The sequence below is a fragment of the Pandoraea sp. LA3 genome, from assembly GCF_022696215.1.
GTDB classification, from domain to species: domain Bacteria; phylum Pseudomonadota; class Gammaproteobacteria; order Burkholderiales; family Burkholderiaceae; genus Pandoraea; species Pandoraea capi.
Window position 1 is genome coordinate 30,193 of record NZ_PTPY01000032.1, and the last position, 22,651, is coordinate 52,843.

Sequence of the window (22,651 nt, forward strand, 5' to 3'; positions counted from 1 at the left end):
GCCGCACGACGTAGCCGATACCTGAGACCCGCCATCCGACCCGCCCGTCAGGTCAACTGCAACCGCCCGGCCTTGCCTTGCAGCAGGGTGTCGTTGCGCTGCGCCGCGTCGCGCAGGTAATCCCACAGCACCGTAATGCGCTTGAGCGTGCGCAGTTCCTCGTGGCAGTAGATCCAGAAGCTGCGCGTGACGACCACGTCGTCGACCAGCAGCGGCACCAGCCGGGCATCCTGCGCGGCCATGAAGCACGGCAGGATGGCCAGCGCCTCGCCCTGCAACGCCGCCTGATATTGCGCGATCACGCTGGTGCTGCGCAGCACGACGTTGCACCCGGGCACGATGTCCTCCAGATACCGCAGTTCGTTGCTGAAGGAGAGTTCGTCGACATAGCTGATGAAGCGGCGTCCGGCGAGATCGGCGAACGTCTGCACGTCGCCATATCGGGCGAGGTAGCCGGGCGTCGCGTACAACTGCAAGCGGTAATCGCACAACTTGCTGCATACATAAGGCCCGCGCTGCGGGCGCTCGATGGTGATGGCCAGATCGGCCTCGCGCTTGGACAGGCTTACGAAGCGCGGCACCGGCAGCACGTCGAAATCGATGGCGGGGTATTCGCGCTGGAAGTGTGAGAGCACCGGCGTCACGAAGTAAGTGCCGAACGCTTCGGTCGAACCGATGCGCACGTGGCCGGAAAGCGTCTGCCCGAGGCCCGCGACCTGTTCGCAGGCCGATTGCAGGGCCGTTTCCATCTGCTCGGCGTGAACGAGCAACTGCTGGCCTTCCGGGGTGAGCGCAAAGCCCGCGTTGCGCGACTTGTCGAACAGCAGCGTGCCGAGCGCCTGCTCCAGCGCCCGCACGCGCCGCGAGACGGTCGTGTGATCGACCCCCAGACGCAGCGCTGCAGCACTCACCCGCTGCGTTCTCGCCACTTCCAGGAAGTACCGAAGATCGTCCCAGTCGGGCCTCGGTTCCGTGCCTTGACTGCGGACTGCCGCGCCCGCGGACCCGATCGGACGTGCTGCGCCGGTGCGTGCCATGCGCTGTCTCCTATGTGCATTTCTGCACAAAGTAGATGCAGAGATGCGCTATGTAAAGCAAATTCGCACAAATACAATTTATGAGCGCCGCGCATAGACGGCGGCAGCGCAAACATAAGACAAGAAGAGATCGATTAGACCTCAAGGAGACAAAAGCGATGAAGATCAAGCCGTGGCTGCTCGCGCTGGGACTCGGTGCGGGTTTGGGATTGTCGTCTGCGGGCGCATTGGCGCAGTTGCCGGATCGTCCTGTGAAGGTGGCCGTGCTCACCGATATGTCGGGGACGTATTCGGCCATGGGCGGTGCAGGGTCGGTCGTGGCGGCCCAAATGGCCATCGACGACTGTCTGGCCGCCGAATGCAAGGGCATGAAGGTCGAACTGGTGTCGGCCGACAACCAGAACAAGGCCGACGTTGCCGCCAACAAGGCGCGCGAATGGTTCGATCGCGATAACGTCGACGCGATTGCCGACCTGACGAATTCCGCCGCCGCGCTCGCCGTGCAGAAGCTCGCCATGGACAAGCAGCGAGTCGTGCTGTTCTCCGGCCCGGCAACGACACGTCTGACGAACGAGGACTGCTCCCCCACCGGCTTTCACTGGATGTTCGACACGTACTCGCAATCGGCCGCCACGGCGCGCGCCGTCGTGGGTGACGGCGGGAAATCCTGGTACTTCATCACCGTCGATTACGCCTTCGGGCACTCGCTGGAAAAAGACGCTGCCGATATCGTGAAGACGCTCGGCGGCACGGTCGTCGGTCAGTCGCGGCACCCGCTCAATGCGTCCGATTACGCGTCGTTCCTGTTGCAGGCGCAAAGCTCGAAAGCGCAGGTCGTGGCGCTCGCCAACGGCGGGCAGGACACGGTCAACGTTCTCAAGCAGGCGCGCGAGTTCGGCATCGTGCAACGCGGGCAGAAGCTGGCGGCGCTGCTGGTGTTCCTCTCGGACGTTCACGCGCTGGGGCTGAATACCGCGCAGGGACTGCTCTTTACCGACGGTTTCTATTGGGACTACGACGACGCCTCACGCCAATGGTCCGACCGCTTCCAGAAAAAGTACAAGAACCTGAAGCCGACGATGGTGCAGGCGGGCGTGTATTCGAGCGTGCTGCACTACCTGCGCTCGGTAGCGGCCGCGAAATCGGTCGACGCCAAGGTCGTTGCGCAAAAAATGCGTGAATTGCCGATTCGCGATCCGATCATGCATAACGCGTCGATTCGCCCGGACGGACGCGTGATTCACGACATGTATCTGTTCCGCGTGAAGTCGCCCGCCGAGTCCAAAGGCCCGTGGGATTACTACACTAAAGTGGCCACCGTCCCCGCGACGGAAGCCTTCCAGCCGCTGTCGAAATCGACCTGTTCGCTCGTGAAGACGAACACGGCAGCGAAGTAAGTTTCAGCCAGTTTTCAGCCCCGAATTCTTTCATCCGTATTCGTTTCGATCTGGAGAGCGTGTCATGTCCCTACCTACCATTCCGCTGCTCATCGACGGCAAGCGTGTTGAATCGAAGACGTCGCAGTGGCGCGATGTCGTGAACCCTGCCACGCAGGAAGTCGTCGCGCGCGTGCCGTTTGCCACCGCTGAAGAACTCGACGCCGCCGTGGCGTCGGCGAAGGCCGCTTACAAGTCGTGGCGCAACACGTCGCAAGCCAATCGCATGCGCGTGATGCTGCGCTTCCAGCAATTGTTGCGCGATCACACGGGTGAGCTTGCCGAGCTGATTACGCGCGAGCACGGCAAGACGCTGCCCGACGCCGAAGGGGAAGTCGGACGCGGCCTCGAAGTCGTTGAACATGCGTGTTCGATCGCGTCGCTGCAACTCGGTGAGTACGCGCAAAACGCGGCTGGTGGCGTCGACGTCTACACCCTCATCGAGCCGCTCGGTGTGTGCGCGGGCATCACGGCATTCAACTTCCCGGTGATGTTGCCGTGCTTCATGTTCCCGCTGGCCGTGGCGACCGGCAATACGTTCGTGCTCAAGCCGTCGGAGCAGGACCCGAGCGCCTCGCTGCGTCTCGCGGAACTCGCGCTCGAAGCGGGCCTGCCCCCGGGCGTGCTCAACGTCGTGCACGGCGGGCCGGACACGGCCAACGGCATCTGCGATCACCCTGACATCAAGGCGGTGTCGTTCATCGGCTCGACGCACGTCGGCACGCATATCTATCGTCGCGCTTCGGAAGCGGGCAAGCGCTGTCAGGCGATGATGGGCGCGAAGAACCACTGCGTGATCCTGCCGGATGCCGACCGCGAACAGGCCATCAACCATCTGCTCGGCGCGGCGTTCGGCGCGGCAGGGCAGCGCTGTATGGCGACGTCGGTGGCCGTGCTGGTGGGCGAAGCGCGCGAGTGGGTGCCGGAGCTGGTCGAGCGTGCGCGTGCGCTGAAGGTCGGTCCGGGCACGGACCGCAAGGCGGACGTCGGGCCGCTCGTGTCGAAACAGGCGCGAGCACGTGTGGAGAAGCTCATCGGCGCCGGGGTGGAAGAGGGCGCGAAGCTGCTGCTCGACGGGCGCGGTCACGCGGTGAAGGAAGCGCCGGACGGCAACTTCGTCGGCCCGACCATCTTCGACGGCGTGACGGCCGAGATGTCCATCTATCGCGATGAAATCTTCGGACCGGTGCTGTGCATGGCAGGCGCCGAGACGCTCGACGAGGCGATCGCTTTCGTCAACGCGAATCCGAATGGCAACGGCGTGGCGCTGTTCACGCAGGATGGCGGCGCGGCGCGCCAGTTCCAGAACGAGATCGACGTCGGTCAGGTCGGCATCAACCTGCCGATTCCGGTGCCGGTCGCGTGGTTCAGCTTCACCGGTTCGCGCGCGTCGAAGCTTGGCGATCTGGGACCGAACGGCAAGCAGGCGATTCTGTTCTGGACGCAGACGAAGACCGTGACCGCACGCTGGCAAGCGCGTGGCACCGGCCCGGCGGGCGTGAATACGACCATTACGCTGAAGTAAGCGCGTCCCGCTTACCTCAGATCGCAGATTTCGGAGACAGACGATGGCTACGGAAACTCAACAAGGGACGCTGCGCATTGGCTTCATCGGCCTGGGCAACATGGGCGGGCCGATGGCGGCGAATCTCGTGAAGGCGGGGCACGCGGTGCGCGGCTTCGACCTCTCGGACTCGGCGGTGGAACGGCTCGCGGCGGCGGGCGGCAAGGCCGCGAAGTCGATTGCCGATGCCGTGCGCGATGCACAGGTCGTCATTACGATGCTGCCTGCCGGTGAACATGTGCTCGCCGCCTACGACGGCCCCGACGGCGTGCTTGCGAACGCGACACCGGAGGCTGTGCTCATCGACAGCAGCACGGTGCCGCCGGAGATCCCGCGTCAACTGGCGAAGATCGCCCGCCCGGGCACGCTGTTGCTCGACGCGCCGGTCTCGGGCGGCACGGCGGGCGCGGCGGCCGGCACGCTGACGTTCATGGTGGGTGGCGACGCGGCGCTGGTCGAGCGCGTGCGTTCGCTGCTGAGCAACATGGGACGGGCGATTCACCACGGCGGCCCGCTCGGCGCCGGTCAGACGCTCAAGCTATGCAACAACATGCTGCTCGGCATTCTGATGGCGGGCACGAGCGAGGCGCTGCGTCTGGGCATCGCCAACGGGCTCGACCCGAAGGTGCTCTCGGCCGTGATGCAGCAAAGCTCCGGGCGCAACTGGACGCTGGAGGTGTACAACCCGTGTCCGGGCGTGATGGAGAATGCGGCGTCGTCGCGGGGGTACACCGGCGGGTTCGCCACGGATCTGATGGCCAAGGATCTGCGCCTGGCGCACGGGGCGGCCGAGTCGAGTGACGTGGTGACGCCGCTGGGCGATCTGGCGCGCCGGATCTTCGAAGTGCATCGTGCGAACGGTCATGGCGGGCTCGACTTTTCCAGCATCTTCCAGGACCCGGTCACGCTCGCGCAGGCGCTGGAGGTGAAGTAAGCCGATCGCGGGCGTTGTCCGCAACCCCGTGTCCGGACGCCCGTCGGCTCGCCGCCGTCGGGCGTTCGTCGTTTCATGGCGCGTCGCTGTCCCGCTATCCCGCTATCCCGCCCTCTGGTCCTCCCGCCCATTGCGACGATTTGACGCGGTCCACCTGTCCGGGGCGTCGAAGCCGTTTCAATGCCGTGAATATCGGCGTATCATCCGGCCCCAACGGCTACCCCCACAGCCGGTTTTACAGCGCTTGCGAGCGCCTTCGTCACCATGATCGTCCGTCCCAACCTGCATTGGCTGCGCATGCTATTCGTCGTGCGCGGCTCGATCTTGCCCAAGATCGCTCCGCAGCTCGTTTTCACCACGATCATCTCGATTGCCGTCACGCTCGCGCACGGGCGCATCTTCGAATGGAAGATCCCGCTCACGTTCATCCCGTTTTCGCTGATCGGCATTACGCTCGCGATCTTCCTCGGCTTCCGTAACACCACCAGCTACGCCCGTTACTGGGAAGCGCGCATGCTCTGGGGCAGTGTGCTCAACGAGACGCGTGCGCTGTCGCGTCAGTCGATGACGCTGGTCTCGGACACCTCCGATTCGCCGCGCTTCGTCGCCTATCTGATTGCCTTCGTGCACGGCATGCGCCATCAATTGCGCGGCACCGACCCGAAGGCAGACTTCGAACGTCTGCTCGATAAGGAAGACGTGGCGTGCCTCAAGCGCAAGCAGTTCAAGCCGATCACCCTTCTCCTGATGGCCGGTGAGTGGCTGCGCGAGCGCCGCATGCGCGGTCAGCTCGACGCCCCGCTGGCGCAGGTGATGGAGATGCATCTGGACCGTCTCGGTGAAGCCATCGGCGGCTGCGAGCGTATCGCCACGACGCCGATTCCCTTCACCTACGGCGTCATCCTGCACCGGGTGACGTATCTCTACAGCCTGTTGCTGCCGTTCGGGCTGGTCGACTCCATCGGCCCGATGACGCCGGTGATCGTCGCGTTCATCTCGTACACGTTCTTCGCGCTGGAAGCGGTGAGCGCCGAGATCGAAGAGCCGTTCGGGCTGGAGCCGAACGATCTGGCGCTCGACGCCATGTCCGAGACCATCGAGCAGTCGCTGCGGGAAATTCTGCATCGCCAGCATACGGCGAAGGTGCGCGCCCGCGAACACCACATCATTACCTGACGTTTTTAATACTAAAGTACTTGCTTTAGTTTCTGGCGCGACTATACTCAAGCACATGCTTGACCATGACAACACCCTCGATCTGACTTTTCAGGCACTGGCCGACGCTTCGCGCCGGGCCATGCTCGTGCGGCTGGCACAGGGGCCGGCGTCGGTGAGCGCACTGGCGCAACCGCTGTCGATGTCGTTGCAGGCGGTCATGCAGCATCTGTCCGTGCTGGAAAACGCCGGACTGGTGCGTACCGAAAAGGCCGGACGTGTGCGCACGTGCCGGATCGAACCCCAGGCGCTGAGCCTTGCCGAGCGATGGATCAACCAGCGCCGTCACGAGTGGGAAGGCCACCTCGACCGATTGGGCGAGTATCTGGCCAGCCTGCCGCCCGAAGGAGACCTTCATGACGACCGCAAGTGAAGCAAAAGCAACAGGACAACCCCGACCGCTGACCGTCGGCCGCACTTACGCCGTGGCGCGCGAGGTGGTGTTCTCGGCATGGACCTCGACCGAAGCGGTCAAACGCTGGTTCTGCCCGGCCGGTTACACGATTCCCGAGGCGCAGATCGAGGCGCACGAGGGCGGCGTATTCGCGTTGCGCATGCAGTCGCCCGAAGGTGAGTCGCACTGGATTCGCGGGCGTTTCGTGGAAGTCGATGCCCCCGCGCGTCTCGTCATCGACATGACCGTGACCGATGCGAAGGGGCATGCACTGTTCGGCGCGTTGACGACGGCGAATTTCACCGACGTGGCGCAAGGCACGCAACTGGACGTCGAACAGCGCTACACGGTGCTCGATCCTGCGTTCGCCTGGATGCCGGAAGGTGCCGGACAGGGCTGGACGCAAACGCTAGACAAGCTGGGGCGCGAAGTCATGCGCGAAGCTGAGGCGCCGACGGCCCGCAGTGTCGTGCACGGAACGTTTCGCATCGAACGTCAGTACCCGGCGTCGCCCGCACGCGTGTTTCGCGCGTTGGTCGAACGCGAGGCGAAGGACCGATGGTTCGCGCGCAGCGATGGGCTGACGCTTATCGAGCGCACGATGGATGTGCGTCCCGGCGGACGTGAGGTCGCGAAGGGCAAGTGGGAAAGCGGCATGGTGTCGACGTTCGATGCGCTTTACTACGATGTCGTCAAGGACACGCGCGTGGTCTACGCCTACGAGATGCATCTCGACACGCGCAAGATTTCGGTGTCGCTGGCCACCATCGACCTCAAGGCACGCGATGGCGGCACGCATCTCGTCATGACCGAACAGGGCGCATTCCTGGATGGGTACGACGATGCCGGTTCGCGCGAGCGCGGCACGAATTTCCTGCTCGACGCGCTTGGCGCATCGCTCACCGACTAAGCATCCGTCCCCCGATTCCCGTGGCTTCAGACGCCGCAGTTCGCCGGTCTTTCCGGTCACTGCGGCGTTTTGCATTTTGATCGCACCAATGTTGTGCATTCGATTCTCATCAAAACACACAATAGTTCGTCGACAAATATCGCGTTTTTCATCGCGATGGCGAGTTCTAGACTTCCTTCCATCGACGGCGCAATTCAAAACAAAGTCGTCGCAACTGACAGGAGTTATCAAAATGAACCGCAAGAACATCGCTATCGCCCTTATCGCTGCTGTTGCCTCGCTGGGTGCTGTTGCCAGCAACGCTGCCGAAAACGCTAACAACTACCCCGACGTCGCCTCGCAAGGCCAACCGCTCACGCGTGCTGCCGTGCTGGCCGATCTGGCCCAGGCCCGCGCCAACGGCCTGATCCCCCAAGGGGATGCCGACTATCCGGTGTACGTCGCCTCGGGTGCGAGCAAGACCCGCGTCGAAGTGAAGACGGAACTGGCTCAGGCACGTGCTGAAGGTCTGCTGGCCGAAAACGACACCGACTACCCGGTTGCCGCCGTGGCGCAAAGCTCGAACGTGTCGCGCGCCGACGTCAAGCAAGAACTGGCCCGCGCTCGCGCTGCCGGTCAACTCGACGAATTCCAGGGCAGCTGATCGCCACACGGCTGACGACATCGTCGCCACCGTCGCAGTACAAGTCGTTGTAGCAAGATAGAAAAAGCCGCCCCGGGTGCGAAACCCCGGGGCGGCTTTTTCGTTTGTCGTCATGTGTCGTCACGTTTGCGCGACGACGACGTTGCTCGTCATGCCTTCATGAAGCGCAGCGCGATGCGGGCGAGTCTCGGCACGAACGTCGGGCGCAACAGCCGCTTGTCGTAGCCGTCCATGCGCCGTGCGTCCTCTTCGAGACAGAGCAGAATCAGGTCGCGCGGCTTGAGCGACTCGCCGATGTCGGCGGTGCCGGTCGCCGGAAAGTTGGCGTCGCGCGCCACGCCGTCGGTGTCGATGCCACGCGCGATCGCCATGCGATCCCAGATCAGCGTGACCCACACGGCCGCCACGCGCGCATAGAACCACGGACGTTTCCAGAACGGCAGCGTGCGCCGGTACCACGCGACCCAGTTCGCGAAGAACAGGATGTGGCGCGCTTCTTCCTGAATCACCGGCTCGAACGTTTCCACCAGCGCCTCGGGGAAATAGCCCGAGCGCTGCGCCGAACGGAACAGACCGAAGGCGACAAAGCTGTCGATGCATTCGCTGAAGCCCGTTTTCATCCACGCCCATTCGGCGTCCTTGGGCGGCGGGTAAGGGGGCTCCTCGGCGAGTTCGATGCCGTAGGCCTCCACCAGCTTCGAGAGCACGACCTTGTGGCGGGCTTCTTCGTTGCCGTCCATGACGAGCGCTTCACGCAGCAGCGGGTCGTGAATCGTGGCGGCGTACGTGGCCACGCGAATGGACGCACGGCCTTCCGTCTGCACGGCAATGTCCCAGATGGGCAGTGCGGTTAGACGCTTGAGGGCATCGGGCGGCAGCGTCGGCCACTCGATGACGGACGGCTTGTAGGGATTGTGCGACTCCAGCAGCATGCGGCAGAACATGCGTTTGTGGGAGTCCGAACCAATTTTCACGGGGCCATCGACATCGTATTGCCAATGGCGCATGACATGGTCGGCCTGCGCAACGGCTGCCGCTAGCGTGTCGGACATCTGATCGGGATATCGCATACGGTATGAGTCATGTCGTCGTCGGCAAAAATCATACCATTGGCGTTGCGCGCGCGCCGTGCAGACCGGCGAATGTCCGGTCTGCCTGCATGGCGCGCGAGGGGCGAAACGTCAGAACAAATACATCCCGGCGACGAAGATGACGCCGGAGAACAGCAGCGCCGTCACGCAATACCCCATGATGTCGCGCACGCCGAGCCCGGCAATCGCGAGGGCGGGCAGCGCCCAGAACGGCTGTGCCATGTTGGTCCAGGCTTCGCCGTAAGCGATGGCCATGGCCGCCTTGCCAAGGTCGGCGTGCAGCGCCTGCGCGGCGGGCATGACGAACGGCCCCTGCACGACCCAGTGACCGCCGCCCGACGGCACCGCGAAGTTGATCACGGCCGAGCTGAGGAAGGCGAGCAGCGGGAACGTGTGCGCGTTGGCGATTTCGATGAACCAGTTCGTGATGACGCCGGCGAGCCCCGAGTGATCCATCGTCGCCTGAATACCGGCGTAGAACGGAAACTGGATCATGATGCTCGACGCGCCACGAGCGGCATTCGCGATGGCCCGGGCATAGGCCATCGGCGTGCGATGCAGCAAAATGCCGATGCCGAGGAACGCAATGTTCACGGTATCGATGTCGAGCGTGAAGCCCTTCGTGACGGTGCGCAACACGAGAAAGCCTGCGATCAGCGCGAACACCAGCAACGACAGCAGACGGCTTTCTTCGAGTTTCTCGGCGAACGTCGCGTTCGGCCCGAGCACGCGCTCATGCGTCGGTTCGTCGACGAGCAGCTTCGGATCGACCGTCACCACTTCGTTCGGACGCGGCATCATCGCGCGGGCGAGCAATGGCAACATCACGATCAGGCCCACCGTGATGAAAGCGTTGTAGCCGGTAAACAGCGTCTGCGAGACGGGGATCAGGCCGACGACCTTTTCCATCGGATTGCCGTGCGTGGCCGCGACGAGCGGCACCGAGCCGGACAAGCCGCCGTGCCACGTCAGAAAGCCCATGTACGCGCAGGCGACGAGCAGACGATAGTCGGTGCCCTTCACGCGGCGTGCGACTTCACGCGCGAACATCGCGCCGAGCACGAGACCGAAGCCCCAGTTGATCGCGCAGGCCACACCGGCGAGCAACGCGACCATCATCGTGGCTTGCGCCGGGGAGCGTGCGGCACCGGCAAGTGCGGCCATCGCACGCTTCATCGGCCCGGAGCTGGCGAGGGCGTGCCCCGTCACGAGAATCATCGCCATCTGCATCGAGAACGCCAGCAGATTCCAGAAGCCCGACCCCCAGAGCAGCACGAGATCGCCCGGCGTCTTGGGCGTGAAGCCCAGCGCCAGTGCAAAGGTAATGACCGTCAGGAAGATGGCGAAGATGAGCGGGTCGGGCAAAAAGCGGTGCACGACCTGCGTGAAAAAACGGGAAATACTTTTAACCACGACTGTCTCTTCCATTGTTAACTTATTAATCGATGCATTGTGTCATCGCACAGTCGTGCGGGCATGACGTAAAACTGCGTAATGGCAATGCGTCGGAAGTTGTGGCAGGAAGCGAGAGGCGTTTGAAATATTTGGTAATTGTTGCGGCGCGTGCAACGCAGGTATTCGCGCGACGCGCTATATCGCGTGCGCAGACGTGACTAGACTGTAGAACCGCTGCCGCAGTTTTTGCAGCTACTCTGCAATGGACTCATCATGTCGCTGACCCTTGAGCAACTTTTTCCGCAGCATCGTCCCGAAGGTGAAGCCGTGGCTACGGCGCTCGACAGTCATGCTGTCGTACAGGCACTCTCGCTCGCGGTCGCCGATCATCCGCTCGCATTGCTTCGCATGATGTACCCGGCCACCGATGCGAATACGCACCGCAGCCGCGACGAACTCACGGAAGTGCTGCACCGTCACGGCCTGCATCAGGTCGCCGGGCTGATCGAAGAAGAATCGCCGTATCTGATGTTCACGTCGGCCGAGCATGCGCATCTCACGCTCGTCGAAATCCGCCGGTATTCGGCAGCCATTGCCGTGCATCTCTACTATCGCGGTCTGGCCGGTGTGGACGCAGAGACGCGTCTGCGCGCCGATGCCCGTGTGCCGGCCGACGGCCATTTCAAGCCGTTCGACTGATCACGCACGGATCGCACGATCCGCATACACCGTTGGCATGAGGGAAGCGTTCCCTATCGGCGCGATAGGGAACGTCGATGCCTGTCTGACGCTCAGGGGCGGGGCTCGTGCGCCGCGCCGTTGTGCTGATCTGTCTGCGCTTGCGCTGCCGCTGGGTCGGCGTCGGCAGGCGCAGGTGTCTTGTCGGGCGCACGGTCGCCATCCCAGCCGAAGGTGACCTGATGCTGTGCCCGGCGCGTGGCACGCTCGCGCGCCATCTGCTCCTCGAACTGACGACGCCCTTCCTTCGCGGTGGCGATCATCTTGTTGCGATCCTGGTAGGAGGGATACATTTCGTCCGTCAACTGCACATTGGCGCGTCTGAACGCCATGGTCGCCTCGCGGGCTTCGGCAGCCGGCCACCCGAGCGTTTCGAGCACCGAGCGCGCGCTGCGCAGCGAGGCGTCGAAGAGTTCGCGCTCGACGTGCTGCACGCCGCGGTCGCGCAACTGGAACAAGTGTCCGACGTTGCGCGCTCTGGCCACGACCGGCACGTCGGGGAAGTGCTCGCGCATCAGATCGACGATTTCCAGCGACTGATCGATGTCGTCCACGGCGACGACCACCGCCCGCGCATTCGCCACGCCGGCGATGCGCAGCAAGTCCAGACGCGTCGCGTCCCCGTAGAACACACGAAAACCGAACTGACGCAGGCTCTCGATGGTATCGGGGTCATGGTCGAGCACCGTGACCGACACCCCTTGCGGCACGAGCGCACGGCCGACGATCTGTCCGTAACGGCCGAAGCCGCAGATCACCACATTCGCCGACTGCGGCTCGGATATCTCCTCCATGCGCGGTGATCCCTTCACGCTGTAGCGCGGCAGCAGCCACTTGTCGATGGCCACGAGCAGCAGCGGCGAGAGCAGCATCGACAGCGCCACCGCACCGATCAGGAATGACGACACCGCCGGCGGCAACACTTGCGGGCCTGCCGACTGGAACACCACGAAAGCGAATTCGCCGCCTTGCGCGAGCAGCAGCGTGAAGATGGGCCGCTCCTGATAGGGCAGTTGCATCAACCGCGACAGGCTGTAGATTGCCAGCCCCTTGAGCGCCATGAAGCCGACCACGACTGCGAGCATGCGCAGTGGTTGTGCGAGCAGCACGCCGAAATCGATGCTCATGCCCACGGCGATGAAGAACAGGCCGAGCAGCAAACCCTTGAACGGTTCGATGTCGGTTTCGAGTTCGCGACGGTATTCGCTCTCGGCGAGCAGCACGCCCGCGAGGAATGCGCCGAGCGCCATCGACAGACCGACCAGTTGCATCAACGTCGCAATCGACACGACGAGCAGCAGCGACGCCGCCGTGAAGATTTCCGGCGTCTTGCTGTTGGCGATCCAGCGCAGCAGCGGGCGCAACGCGAGTCGGCCGCCGAGGATGATGGCCGCGATCACGCCGACGATCTTCAACGCTTCGAGCGCGCGCGTCGTGCCCGTCATCGTGTGGCTGTCGAACGAGTTTGCGAGCAGCGGCAGCAACGCGAGAATCGGAATGGCCGCGACGTCCTGAAACAGCAGGATCGAGAAACCGGCCTGACCGCTCGCGGTGGCGAGCATGTTGCGCTCGGCCATCACCTGCAAGGCAATGGCGGTGGACGACAGCGCCAGACCCAGCGCCGCGACGAGGGCGATGCGCCACGGCGCGCCGAGTGCCACGCCGGCGGCGAAGAGGAGCACCGCGCAGCCGATGACCTGCGCCGAGCCCCAGCCGAAGATCGGTCGTCGCAAACTCCATAGCCGTCGCGGCTCCAGTTCGAGGCCGACGAGAAACAGCATGAGCACGACGCCGAACTCGGCGAAGTGCAGCACGTCTTCCACGCGGGAGACGAGACCGAGACCCCACGGGCCGATCGCAATGCCGGCCGCGAGGTAGCCGATGATCGCGCCGAGACCCAGTGCGCGCGAGAGCGGCACGACGATGACGGCGGCTGCCAGATAAATCAGACTGGCGAGTAGCCACGACGGGACATGTTCCATCAGACGGCCCTCCCGGCGGTGGTGTCGATGCCTGCGTCGCCGGCGTTGGCGGGGGCCTCGGAGATGTCGCCTGTCGCACAGCGCGGACGGTCGGTCGATGGGATCGCCTGACACTCCGGCGCGTCGGCCATCGAGATCAATTCCGGCCATTGCGGGTACGTGGCCAGACGCCCGGCGAATTCGCCGACGTGGGCGTCGAGGGCGGCGGCGTCGCAGCGTCGCGCGCCGTAGAGCACGTGCGGCGGCAGGAAGCGCATGCCGCACAGGTGTGCTGTCTGTTCGTAGCCGGGCAGGAACGCGGCGAACTCGTGCTGGTTGTAGCCCTCGGGACGATAGCTCTCCAGCGGCCCGCCGGTGCTGGCGACCAGCCAGAGATCCTTGTTCGCGAGTGCGTGTCCGTCCTGACCATAGGCCCAGCCCCACGACAGCACTTCGTCGAACCAGAGCTTTTGCAGCGGCGGCATGCTGTACCAGTAGATCGGATGGACGAGCACGATCAGGTCGGCGCGCGCGACACGTTGCTGCTCGGTGGCCACGTCGATACTGAAGTCGGGATAGGTCGAGTAAAGGTCATTGACGTCGACGCCGTCGATGCCGCGCGCGGCTTCGAGCAGGCGCCGGTTGACGCGTGAATCGCGCCAGCGCGGATGCGCCACGATGACATAGACGGCGCGCTGTGGCGCACCGTCGGGGGTGTCCGGCGCGGCGTGCTGGATACGGGTAGAGGCGGGGGCTGTCATGCGGGGGAGGATACCCCATTCATATGACGCCGGGCGTCGGGGCGTGGTGGCGTGGACGGTACCGTGCAACGGCCTGTTCAACGCGGCACGTTATGCAGGACGTCATGCAGGACGTTAAAGACTCCGGTGGCAAAAGCCGTTAAGTGTGGATAAGCTTTGCTCAGCTTTCGAGGGCCGCGATGCGCCGTGAGGCGTGTTGCCGGTCAAAAGACAAATAACAAGACCTTTCGCGCAGGCGGTGCCTCCATGCACACGTCAGTGCTTTTCCGACATGTCGCCGCAAGCCTTTCGCAATACCGTCAATCTGATCTATCACGGACGCAACGTGGCGCTCACGTTGCTGCTCGTTGCGCTGCTCTACAACCAGACGTTCTGGGTGTTCGCCAGCGCGGTGGCGGCGGCGCTGTGCACAGGGGCGTTGCATGAGGCTGCGCGTGCGCCGCAGGACGAAGACCTGCCGCCGCGTCCGCTCGTCATCCAGATCATCCGCATCTCGGTGCCGCTGCTGCTGACGATGTTCGCGCTCGGTTACGGCGCAGTCTGGCTGAACCGCAATTTCGGCTGACGGCGGTCCACGTCTACCGATTCACCAATGTCCACATAGGCCGCATGGCGGGACGTGCGCCCGCCATGACTGGCTATCCCGGCATGTCCGTCACTTCACGAACTGGATATCGTTCGGCGCTTGCGGCGGCAGCTTGATCGCGAGCACCTTGAATTCACCGCTGGTGTTCTGCGACCCGGCGTGCACGGTGCCGCGCGGAATGATGATCAGATCGCCCGGATGCACTTCGCGTTGCTGGTCGCCCAGCCAGAAGGTGCCGCTGCCGGAAATCACATACTGAATTTCATCGGCATCCTGATGGGTGTGGCGCGGCACGTTGCCGCTCTGCACGGCGACGGTGCCGTTCTGTGTCGCGACCAGCGTGCGGCTGCGCAGCGTGCCCACGTTCGGCACGAGCTTGCCGATCTGCTCGTCGGTCATGGCGCCGACGTCGATGATCTGCGGGGTGAGCGGGGCGGCCTGCGCCATGGCGCTGGGCACGAGATGGGGAGCAATAATGCCGGCAGCGAAGGCGGCGGGTACGGCGGCAAGCAGGACATAACGGCGCATGTTCTTATTTCCTCGGCAAAGACGTAGTGAGACGACGACAAACGGAAGCTCGGACGAACGATTTGCGTGATGCGGAATACGTGATGCGTGGTGCTTGATGCGAGTGATGCAAAGGGTGTTGGCGATACAGATGATGCGGCGGATGGGCAAAGGGCCCGGAGAACATCGTGTGTTCTCCGGGCCCTGCGTTTCCTGAACCGGACTATACGCGCACTCGCGCCGGGGCGCGAGTGAGTGCGGGTGGGCTAGTCGGTTTGCCCCGTGTCCGGAAGATCAGACCTGTGGCGTGTCGCCGTGCTTGTGCAGCAGCGCGTTGCGGCGCGCGTAGGTGAAGTAGATCACCATGCCGATGGCGAGCCACACCACGAAGGCGATCCATGTGGCGGCTTGCAGATGCGCCATCAGGAACAGGCACAGCCCGGCGGAAATCAGCGGCACGACCGGTGCGCCCGGCACGCGGAACGCACGCGGCAGGTCGGGGCGCGTGCGGCGCAGCACGAGTACCGCGACGGACACGAGCGCGAACGCCGACAGCGTGCCGATGTTGATCAGCTCGGCGAGCACGCCCAGCGGCACGAAACCTGCGATGACGGCGAACACCACGCCGATGATCCAGGTGCCCGCGAACGGCGTCTTGTGCGTCGGATGGATGCGCGAGAGCAGCGGCGGCAGCAGACCGTCACGCGACATGGCGTAAGTGATGCGGGTCTGGCCGTAGGTCATCACGAGGATGACGGTGGTCATGCCGAGAATGGCGCCGCCGAGATCGACGAACCCTGCGACCCAGTTCTGCCCGGCGTATTGCAGCGCGAGCGAGACGGGGTGATCCACACCGGCGAATTGCGCAAACGGCACGATGCCGGTCATGATGGCGGCCACGGCCACGTACAGCAGCGTGCACACGATGAGCGAACCGATGATGCCGATGGGCAGATCGCGTCCCGGATTGCGGACTTCTTCGGCGGCGGACGTCACGGCGTCGAAGCCGATGAATGCGAAGAAGACGAGCGCTGCTGCATTGAACATGCCGCTGGTGCCGAAGGGCATGAACGGCGTCCAGTTGGCGGGTTTGACGTGCCAGACGCCGACGGCGATGAACAGCAGCACGACGCCGATCTTGATGGCGACCATCAGGTTGTTGATGCGCGCGGACTCGCGCACGCCGTACGACAGCACCCACGTAATGAGCAGCATGATGACGACGGCCGGCAGGTTGACGAAGGTCGTCACGCCCGGCACGCTGCCGGGGGCTGCGGTGATGGCCGCGGGCAGGTGCAGACCGAAGCCGGCGGCGAGCGACTGGAAGTACCCGGACCAGCCGACGGACACGGCGGACGACGCCAGCCCGTATTCGAGCATCAGATCCCAGCCGATGATCCACGCGACGATTTCGCCGAGCGTGGCATAGCTGTAGGTGTAGATGGAGCCGGAGACGGGGATGGTGGACGCGAACTCGGCGTAGCACAGCGCGGCAAAGCCGCAGGCCATGGCCGCGATGATGAAGGAGAGCGTGAGCGCCGGACCGGCCGTCAAGGCGCCGGTGCCGGTGAGAACGAAGATGCCGGTGCCGATGATGGCGCCGATGCCCATTAGCACGAGGTCGACCGGGCCCAGCACTTTCTTGAGACTGCCACTGCGGCCAGCCGCCAGCATGTTCTCGATGTTTTTGGTTCGAAAAAGACTCATTGCCTGCAAAAGGTTCCTGCAACGTGTGCCCCTGGCCTGCGCGTCACGCGCCATCGGGGAATCCACGGGAGACGTGTCCCGCGACCTGGCTGCAAGGGCGCCCCGGGCTTGTGGCCGCTCGTCCCCCATGCGTGGCGGACACCCGCAGGGTTTGACGAACCACGTCGATGCGCTAACGCTGCCCCCGCGCGAAGCCGGGCAAATCGGCCGCCACCGGCGAGCGTGGATGGCACGCGCCGGATGCGGCAGGGCGATAGGCATGCCACGACGCGCCGTTGGGCGCATCGAAGCGGGACGAACACGATCGAGACTTACTGAGGATCCTGCCGGACTGCCGTGACCGTCGCGATGGCTCGGCATCACGGCGGCACACCGGAGATAGGTCTGCTGAAGGGTCTGCTACGTTGGTGCACGGCGACGTCGTTCGACGTCATGTGTGCAAGGGCTCGCTGTCCTGCGGTCCGGCCATCAGCGCCAGTTCGGCACCTCCGCCTGGCCGGAATTGCTCACATTTTAAGCGTTTTTTGCGAAGTGGGTGCAGGGGGTGCTGAATTAGGGGCGGATATTGGGGCTTGGCTCAACTCAAATCAACTTAATTCACACCACATCCCGGGATTGCCGCTTCGTTCTGTCTGACTTCCGGGCAGCGGGGTTACCGATGCCCTGACTACGCTCCACCTGAAAGTCGCTCCGTCACGGCACCGATAACCCCGCCACACCATTGCCCGAATGAAAACCCTCTGCGATGTCAGCGATTCGGTCCTCCAGGACCCCCCGGGCCACCGCCCGGCGGACGACCCCCGCCATGACCCCCGCCATGCCCCCCGCCATGACCTCCGCCATGACCACCCCCGTGCCCGTCGCCTCCACCCGGCGGACGTCCCCCCGGACCCCCATGCCCCGGCGGCTTCGGGCCCGGACCCGGTCCGGCGCCATGTCCCGGGGGGCGCGGACCCGGCCCAGCGCCGTGCCCCGGCGGCCTCGGTCCCGGTCCCGGATAGTGACCACCCGGCGGTCGCGGTCCCGGCCCCGGATAGTGACCGCCCGGTGGCCTCGGTCCCGGACCCGGGCCCCAATGCGGCGGGCGAGGACCCGGCGGCGGACGATGCCAATACCGCTGGTCGTTGTACCAGGGACGGTTACGGTAATAGTTGCCCCAGTAATTGCCGATGGAGAAGGTGATGATCGGCAAGCCGATCATCGTCCCGTAATTGAGCACGGGCACCGGATTGCCCTGATAGGGATAGCTGAGCAGCGCGCCATAGATCCATCCGCGTGCGCCCGGCAGGCCGATGTCGCACCATGAATAGCCTGCGATGCAGCCGTAGACCGTTACCGGCATGCCGGGCGCCGCCTGTGCGACGATCGGGTAATCGGAGGCCGGACCCGCCCGTACATTGGCCGTCGAGTTGATGACGGCTTGCCCCGACTGCGCCGACGCGACTTCGGGCAGGGCCGCGAGCGTGGTCAGCACGGCAGTCCCCGCCAGAATGAGCGGCAAGGTTCGTTGGTTCATGGTCTTCTCCCTGTGGTGACGAGGTGCAGCCCCAAACCTCTGCATGCCGGTTCGACCGGTCGTGGCGCCGGTTGGTTTGCTGTAACACGTAACGAAACGTTGCTGCCATATTCCCGCGTGTTACAGCATCGACAACCCGATCCCACGCTCAGAACCACAGGCGAAAGCCTCAGTACAGCACGACCGAACGGATGGACTCGCCGCGCTTCATCAGATCGAAACCTTCGTTGATCTGATCGAGGCGCAGCGTGTGCGTGATGAGATCGTCGATGTTGATCTTGCCTTCCATGTACCAGTCGACGATCTTCGGCACGTCGGTCCGGCCACGCGCGCCACCGAAGGCGGAGCCCTTCCACTCGCGACCCGTGACCAGCTGGAACGGACGCGTGCTGATTTCCTGACCGGCAGCCGCCACGCCGATGATGAACGACTGGCCCCAGCCCTTGTGGCAGCACTCCAGCGCCTGACGCATGGTCGTCACGTTGCCGATGCACTCGAACGAGTAGTCCGCGCCGCCGTCGGTCAACTGCACGATGGTGTCGACGACGTTCTCGACCTCCTTCGGGTTGATGAAGTGCGTCATGCCGAATTTCTTCGCGAGTTCGACGCGACCCGGGTTGATATCGACGCCGATGATCTTGTCGGCGCCGACCATCTTCGCGCCCTGAATGACGTTCAGGCCGATACCGCCCAGACCGAAGACGACGACGTTCGCGCCCGCTTCGACTTTCGCCGAGTACACGACGGCACCGACACCGGTCGTCACGCCGCAGCCGATATAGCAGACCTTGTCGAACGGCGCGTCGGAGCGGACCTTCGCCACGGCGATTTCCGGCACGACGATGTAGTTCGAGAAGGTGGACGTGCCCATGTAGTGGAAGATGGGCTTGCCGTCGAGCGAGAAGCGCGACGTGGCGTCCGGCATCAGGCCGCGGCCCTGCGTGCTGCGGATCGCCTGACACAGGTTGGTCTTGCGCGACAGGCAGAACTTGCACTGACGACACTCAGGCGTGTACAGCGGAATGACGTGGTCGTCTTTCTTGAGCGTGGTGACGCCCGGACCGACGTCGACGATCACGCCCGCGCCTTCATGGCCGAGGATGGCGGGGAAGATGCCTTCCGGATCGGCGCCCGAGAGTGTGTAGTAGTCCGTATGGCAGATGCCGGTGGCCTTGACCTCGATCAGCACCTCGCCGGCACGCGGCCCTTCCAGATCGACTTCTTCGATGGTCAGGGGTTTGCCCGCTTCCCAGGCAATGGCGGCTTTGGTTTTCATGGCGATGTTCCTCGTTGCTACGTCGTTCGGGGGAATCCCTTCGCGACGTACCATACCGCGTTCTAAAGTCACGCGCGAGTCTTGACACGCCATGTCGACAAAAAAGGCGGCACCGGATACATGATTCGCCGGGGTGGCGGGGCGTCAGCGGCGGGGCGCCACTGCTTTATCAAACGACGTCAGCGACGTGCGCCGCTGCATGAGCGGACACTGTCACCGGCGAGCGCCGCTGCCTAGGGGCGCAACGATGTGATAAAAGCCCTGCGCGTCGACGGGGCGGGCGAACCAGTAGCCCTGCGCCTCGTCGCAGCCCAGTTCGGTGAGCCGCTGCGCCTGCGCCTGCGTCTCCACGCCCTCGGCCGTCACCCGTAAGCCGAGCGAGTGGGCCATGGCGATGACGGCGCTCACGATGGCATGGCTCGGCGCATGCGTGAGCATGTCGCGCACGAAGCTCTGGTCGATCTTCAGGCGATGCACGGGAAAGCGCGTGAGATACGCGAGGCTGGCATAGCCGGTGCCGAAGTCGTCCACGGCGATCTCCACGCCCATATCGTGCAGCGAACGCAGGCATCCGATGGCGGCGCTGGAGTCGCCCAGCAGCACCGTTTCCGTAATTTCGATCTCGAGATAGCGCGGCTCCAGCGCATTGACGTTCAGTGCGCGCTCGACCATCCCCACGACATCCTGCCGCGCGAACTGCTGCGACGAGACGTTCACCGACACGCGCGGCAAATGGCCGCAGCGCCGCAACAACCGACTCGCCTCGCGACAGGCCGCGCGCATGACCCATTCGCCCAGCGGCAGGATCAGCCCCGAGGTCTCGGCAATCGGCACGAACTCGGCAGGACCGACAGCCCCGAGCGTCGGGTGACGCCAGCGAAGCAGCGCCTCCGCGTTACGGATCTCGCCGGTCGAAAGCGTGACCTGCGGCTGATAGACGAGATGCAACTGCGAGTGCGCCTGCTCATGCACGGCCACGCGCAACAGGCTCTCCAGCTCGTTGCGTCGCCGTGTCTGCGAATCCATCTCGCTGCTGAAGAAGCGCAAGCCGCCACCGGCGGCGCTGGCGATGCCGAGCGCGACATGGGCGCGCCGCAACAGCGTCTGGGGCGTGTTGCCGTGATCGGGGTAGCTGACCGCGCCGATGCTCGCGTCGAGTGCGACGGTGTTGTCGTCGACGTCCACCCACTGTGCCAGCCGCGCCTGAATGCGCGCGGCGAGCATCCGGGCGCCGTCGCCGGTCTCGTTGGTGACGATGACGAACTGGCTGCCGCCGAGACAGGCGAGCGCGTCTTCCGGCCCGCTGGCTTCGCGCAGGCGTTCGGCCGCGATGCGCAGGGCCAGTTCGGCGGTCGGCGGCCCGAAGGTGCTGCGCAGTTTGCGCAGGTGATCGAGTTCGACGAGCATCACCGTCAACCCGACCCGCTGATTCGCGCAGCGGTGGATCGCCAGTTCCAGCCGCTCGTTGAGCAAGGTCTGGTTGGGAAGGTTGGTGACCGGGTCGTGATGCGTGACGTACCACAGGCGCGAGGCCACCTGCACCTGTTGCGAGAGATCCAGCACGATCCCGACCCAACGCCGCTCGCCCGGCGCGTGCTCGACGCACGAGAGTGCAAGACGGACCGGCAGCCAGCTGCGGATGTGGGTGAGCAGGTGCCACTCGTCGTCGTACGGTACCGGTTCGATGGCCGACAGGCTGGCGAGGGCCGGCAGGCGACGGCGGGCAAGCTCGGAGGGATCGAGCAGCGAGAGGAAGCTGCGCTTGCCCAGCAGGTCGTCCGGCTGGTAACCGGTCAGGCGCGTGAATGCCGTGTTCATGCGTTCGAGCATGCCGTCGTCCGTGCACACGAACATGGCATAGGGCGCGCTATCGAGCGCGGCGCGGCTCAATTCGGCTTGTACGTCAGGCACCCGACGAGGCACGGGATCGTTCACGTCCGCACCTCCCGAAAGCCGGTCCGGCCGGAATTCAGGAACGTCATGCAACACCTCCCTGGCGTCGCGATTCTTATCTCGAAGATCGAGCGATCGAATGGCTCGATTCCTTTTGATTTTCAATTGGTTATGAGCGCCATTCTGCCACGATGCAAGCCCTTTCGTGCAAGGGAAAACGCGGGGGCGGAAGGGGTTTCGAAAATGTGCCGGGACGCGCATGCTGTGAACTTGTGGCCCGGCGTGGGGGCCAGGGCTCCGGCGCCGCATCCGGCCCTGGAGCCGGGGCTACATCTGGCCTTGTATCTGGCTCGACGCAGAGCCCTTCGGTATCATGCGGCCTGATTCCGGCGAAGAACGGACATTTCAGCAAAGAGGAAAGACGGCATTGCATAGCGTCTCGATCAAGACGAGCGGCACGACACGGGGCCCGCGGCGAGCGCGCCGCGCGGTTCTGCATTGGCGCGCGCGTCTGATGCTGTGTTCGCTGATGTTGTGCATGCTGATGCCTGGCGACGCGATGGCGCAGACGTCCGCCAGTAGCGGTGCGGGCGCAGCGCCCTCGCCGGCGGGTACCCGCGAAGCCAACGTGCGACAGGTCGTGCTGGGTATCGTCAGCTTCACCCGCTGGCCCACGCCGCCTGCGAAGGTGCGCCTGTGCGTGGTCGGCAACACCGACTACGCGCGCGACCTGCTCGCACCGCCTGCCGAGCAACCTTCAAGTAATACGCCGCCCGTCGATGTGCAGCGCGTGTCCGCGGCAGAACCCGCCATTGGTTCGTTGTGCGATGCGTTGTATCTCGGTGCGGTGAGCGACACCGAACGCCGTGCGGTCCTGGCCGCACTCGCCGGTCACCCCGTGCTCACGATCAGCGAGCGCAACGACTCCTGCACGCTCGGCACGATGTTCTGCCTGAACGTCGATGCCGACCGGGTGACCTTCGATATCAACCTCGACACCGTCGCGCGCAGCGGCGTACGCGTCCACCCGAACGTGCTGAAGCTGGCACGAAAGCCGGGGACACCATGACAACCCAATTCCCCCCAG

20 protein-coding genes are annotated in these 22,651 nt (G+C 64.5%); 10 read left to right on the forward strand and 10 right to left on the reverse strand.

The window, feature by feature from the left end; translation table 11 throughout:
* Window positions 1–47: 47 nt before the first annotated feature.
* Window positions 48–1,037, reverse strand: a complete 990-nt coding sequence (locus tag C5N93_RS13895) for a LysR family transcriptional regulator (RefSeq protein WP_242559724.1) — start codon at window positions 1,035–1,037, stop codon at window positions 48–50.
* A gap of 158 nt (window positions 1,038–1,195) precedes the next feature.
* On the opposite strand from C5N93_RS13895, the gene C5N93_RS13900 reads away from it, so the two are divergent.
* The 7 genes from C5N93_RS13900 (at window position 1,196) to C5N93_RS13930 (ending at window position 8,133) form a co-directional block, all read left to right on the forward strand.
* A complete protein-coding gene (locus C5N93_RS13900) occupies window positions 1,196–2,434 on the forward strand; it encodes an ABC transporter substrate-binding protein (RefSeq protein ID WP_242559725.1) in 1,239 nt (412 codons plus the stop codon).
* 64 nt (window positions 2,435–2,498) lie between these two features.
* On the forward strand, window positions 2,499–3,998 hold the full coding sequence (locus C5N93_RS13905; protein WP_150719794.1) for a CoA-acylating methylmalonate-semialdehyde dehydrogenase: 1,500 nt from the start codon (window positions 2,499–2,501) through the stop codon (window positions 3,996–3,998).
* 43 nt (window positions 3,999–4,041) lie between these two features.
* Window positions 4,042–4,971 carry a 3-hydroxyisobutyrate dehydrogenase gene (mmsB, locus tag C5N93_RS13910; RefSeq protein ID WP_242559726.1) on the forward strand — a complete coding sequence of 310 codons (930 nt, stop codon included), beginning with the start codon at window positions 4,042–4,044 and terminating at the stop codon, window positions 4,969–4,971.
* Between the two features lie 264 nt (window positions 4,972–5,235).
* Entirely contained in the window at window positions 5,236–6,147 is a 912-nt protein-coding gene (locus C5N93_RS13915) for a bestrophin family ion channel (RefSeq protein ID WP_242559727.1), read from the forward strand.
* Between the two features lie 55 nt (window positions 6,148–6,202).
* On the forward strand, window positions 6,203–6,559 hold the full coding sequence (locus C5N93_RS13920) for a metalloregulator ArsR/SmtB family transcription factor (RefSeq protein WP_069344280.1): 357 nt from the start codon (window positions 6,203–6,205) through the stop codon (window positions 6,557–6,559).
* Window positions 6,543–7,490 carry an SRPBCC family protein gene (locus C5N93_RS13925; protein WP_150719790.1) on the forward strand — a complete coding sequence of 316 codons (948 nt, stop codon included), beginning with the start codon at window positions 6,543–6,545 and terminating at the stop codon, window positions 7,488–7,490. Before C5N93_RS13920 ends, C5N93_RS13925 begins: the two co-directional genes overlap by 17 nt.
* A gap of 232 nt (window positions 7,491–7,722) precedes the next feature.
* Window positions 7,723–8,133: a DUF4148 domain-containing protein gene (locus C5N93_RS13930; RefSeq protein ID WP_242559728.1), complete on the forward strand. Its 411-nt coding sequence runs from the start codon at window positions 7,723–7,725 to the stop codon at window positions 8,131–8,133.
* Window positions 8,134–8,282: 149 nt separating this feature from the next.
* Here C5N93_RS13930 and C5N93_RS13935 read toward each other — a convergent pair whose 3' ends face one another.
* Both C5N93_RS13935 and C5N93_RS13940 read right to left on the reverse strand, forming a co-directional pair.
* The gene (locus C5N93_RS13935; RefSeq protein ID WP_242559729.1) at window positions 8,283–9,185 is read right to left on the reverse strand and encodes a ferritin-like domain-containing protein; all 903 of its coding nucleotides are present in this window, start codon (window positions 9,183–9,185) and stop codon (window positions 8,283–8,285) included.
* Window positions 9,186–9,314: 129 nt separating this feature from the next.
* Window positions 9,315–10,637, reverse strand: coding sequence for a TIGR00366 family protein (locus tag C5N93_RS13940; protein ID WP_069344283.1), 1,323 nt, complete (start codon window positions 10,635–10,637; stop codon window positions 9,315–9,317).
* Between the two features lie 255 nt (window positions 10,638–10,892).
* On the opposite strand from C5N93_RS13940, the gene C5N93_RS13945 reads away from it, so the two are divergent.
* A complete protein-coding gene (locus C5N93_RS13945; protein WP_233327581.1) occupies window positions 10,893–11,318 on the forward strand; it encodes a hypothetical protein in 426 nt (141 codons plus the stop codon).
* A 92-nt stretch (window positions 11,319–11,410) separates the two neighbouring features.
* Here the strand turns inward: C5N93_RS13945 and kefC are convergent, their stop codons facing one another.
* Window positions 11,411–13,339, reverse strand: a complete 1,929-nt coding sequence (gene kefC / locus C5N93_RS13950) for a glutathione-regulated potassium-efflux system protein KefC (RefSeq protein WP_242559730.1) — start codon at window positions 13,337–13,339, stop codon at window positions 11,411–11,413.
* A complete protein-coding gene (locus C5N93_RS13955) occupies window positions 13,339–14,079 on the reverse strand; it encodes an NAD(P)H-dependent oxidoreductase (protein ID WP_242559731.1) in 741 nt (246 codons plus the stop codon). The genes kefC and C5N93_RS13955 overlap by 1 nt, the downstream gene beginning before the upstream one ends.
* A gap of 271 nt (window positions 14,080–14,350) precedes the next feature.
* Between C5N93_RS13955 and C5N93_RS13960 the strand changes: the two genes are divergently transcribed.
* On the forward strand, window positions 14,351–14,644 hold the full coding sequence (locus C5N93_RS13960) for a hypothetical protein (protein WP_150719784.1): 294 nt from the start codon (window positions 14,351–14,353) through the stop codon (window positions 14,642–14,644).
* Window positions 14,645–14,734: 90 nt separating this feature from the next.
* On the opposite strand, the gene C5N93_RS13965 is transcribed toward C5N93_RS13960, so the two are convergent.
* The 5 genes from C5N93_RS13965 to C5N93_RS13985 form a co-directional block, all read right to left on the reverse strand.
* Complete coding sequence (locus C5N93_RS13965; RefSeq protein ID WP_242559732.1) at window positions 14,735–15,193, reverse strand: cupin domain-containing protein; 459 nt, start codon at window positions 15,191–15,193, stop codon at window positions 14,735–14,737.
* Between the two features lie 273 nt (window positions 15,194–15,466).
* On the reverse strand, window positions 15,467–16,879 hold the full coding sequence (locus C5N93_RS13970; protein ID WP_242559733.1) for an amino acid permease: 1,413 nt from the start codon (window positions 16,877–16,879) through the stop codon (window positions 15,467–15,469).
* A gap of 748 nt (window positions 16,880–17,627) precedes the next feature.
* The gene (locus tag C5N93_RS13975) at window positions 17,628–18,395 is read right to left on the reverse strand and encodes an SH3 domain-containing protein (protein WP_242559734.1); all 768 of its coding nucleotides are present in this window, start codon (window positions 18,393–18,395) and stop codon (window positions 17,628–17,630) included.
* Window positions 18,396–18,564: 169 nt separating this feature from the next.
* Window positions 18,565–19,671 carry an S-(hydroxymethyl)glutathione dehydrogenase/class III alcohol dehydrogenase gene (locus tag C5N93_RS13980; RefSeq protein WP_010805175.1) on the reverse strand — a complete coding sequence of 369 codons (1,107 nt, stop codon included), beginning with the start codon at window positions 19,669–19,671 and terminating at the stop codon, window positions 18,565–18,567.
* Between the two features lie 213 nt (window positions 19,672–19,884).
* Entirely contained in the window at window positions 19,885–21,606 is a 1,722-nt protein-coding gene (locus C5N93_RS13985) for an EAL domain-containing protein (RefSeq protein WP_242559735.1), read from the reverse strand.
* A gap of 496 nt (window positions 21,607–22,102) precedes the next feature.
* Between C5N93_RS13985 and C5N93_RS13990 the strand changes: the two genes are divergently transcribed.
* Complete coding sequence (locus tag C5N93_RS13990; protein ID WP_242559736.1) at window positions 22,103–22,633, forward strand: YfiR family protein; 531 nt, start codon at window positions 22,103–22,105, stop codon at window positions 22,631–22,633.
* The last annotated feature ends 18 nt before the right edge of the window (window positions 22,634–22,651 follow it).

What these genes read in the sequence shown, in the direction of transcription:
- C5N93_RS13895 (WP_242559724.1), bottom strand. Translation starts at nt 1,037, where the DNA reads ATGGCACGCACCGGCGCAGCACGTCCGATCGGGTCCGCGGGCGCGGCA.
- C5N93_RS13900 (WP_242559725.1), top strand. Translation starts at nt 1,196, where the DNA reads ATGAAGATCAAGCCGTGGCTGCTCGCGCTGGGACTCGGTGCGGGTTTG.
- C5N93_RS13905 (WP_150719794.1), top strand. Translation starts at nt 2,499, where the DNA reads ATGTCCCTACCTACCATTCCGCTGCTCATCGACGGCAAGCGTGTTGAA.
- mmsB (WP_242559726.1), top strand. Translation starts at nt 4,042, where the DNA reads ATGGCTACGGAAACTCAACAAGGGACGCTGCGCATTGGCTTCATCGGC.
- C5N93_RS13915 (WP_242559727.1), top strand. Translation starts at nt 5,236, where the DNA reads ATGATCGTCCGTCCCAACCTGCATTGGCTGCGCATGCTATTCGTCGTG.
- C5N93_RS13920 (WP_069344280.1), top strand. Translation starts at nt 6,203, where the DNA reads ATGCTTGACCATGACAACACCCTCGATCTGACTTTTCAGGCACTGGCC.
- C5N93_RS13925 (WP_150719790.1), top strand. Translation starts at nt 6,543, where the DNA reads ATGACGACCGCAAGTGAAGCAAAAGCAACAGGACAACCCCGACCGCTG.
- C5N93_RS13930 (WP_242559728.1), top strand. Translation starts at nt 7,723, where the DNA reads ATGAACCGCAAGAACATCGCTATCGCCCTTATCGCTGCTGTTGCCTCG.
- C5N93_RS13935 (WP_242559729.1), bottom strand. Translation starts at nt 9,185, where the DNA reads ATGTCCGACACGCTAGCGGCAGCCGTTGCGCAGGCCGACCATGTCATG.
- C5N93_RS13945 (WP_233327581.1), top strand. Translation starts at nt 10,893, where the DNA reads ATGTCGCTGACCCTTGAGCAACTTTTTCCGCAGCATCGTCCCGAAGGT.
- kefC (WP_242559730.1), bottom strand. Translation starts at nt 13,339, where the DNA reads ATGGAACATGTCCCGTCGTGGCTACTCGCCAGTCTGATTTATCTGGCA.
- C5N93_RS13955 (WP_242559731.1), bottom strand. Translation starts at nt 14,079, where the DNA reads ATGACAGCCCCCGCCTCTACCCGTATCCAGCACGCCGCGCCGGACACC.
- C5N93_RS13960 (WP_150719784.1), top strand. Translation starts at nt 14,351, where the DNA reads ATGTCGCCGCAAGCCTTTCGCAATACCGTCAATCTGATCTATCACGGA.
- C5N93_RS13965 (WP_242559732.1), bottom strand. Translation starts at nt 15,193, where the DNA reads ATGCGCCGTTATGTCCTGCTTGCCGCCGTACCCGCCGCCTTCGCTGCC.
- C5N93_RS13970 (WP_242559733.1), bottom strand. Translation starts at nt 16,879, where the DNA reads ATGAGTCTTTTTCGAACCAAAAACATCGAGAACATGCTGGCGGCTGGC.
- C5N93_RS13975 (WP_242559734.1), bottom strand. Translation starts at nt 18,395, where the DNA reads ATGAACCAACGAACCTTGCCGCTCATTCTGGCGGGGACTGCCGTGCTG.
- C5N93_RS13980 (WP_010805175.1), bottom strand. Translation starts at nt 19,671, where the DNA reads ATGAAAACCAAAGCCGCCATTGCCTGGGAAGCGGGCAAACCCCTGACC.
- C5N93_RS13990 (WP_242559736.1), top strand. Translation starts at nt 22,103, where the DNA reads ATGCTGATGCCTGGCGACGCGATGGCGCAGACGTCCGCCAGTAGCGGT.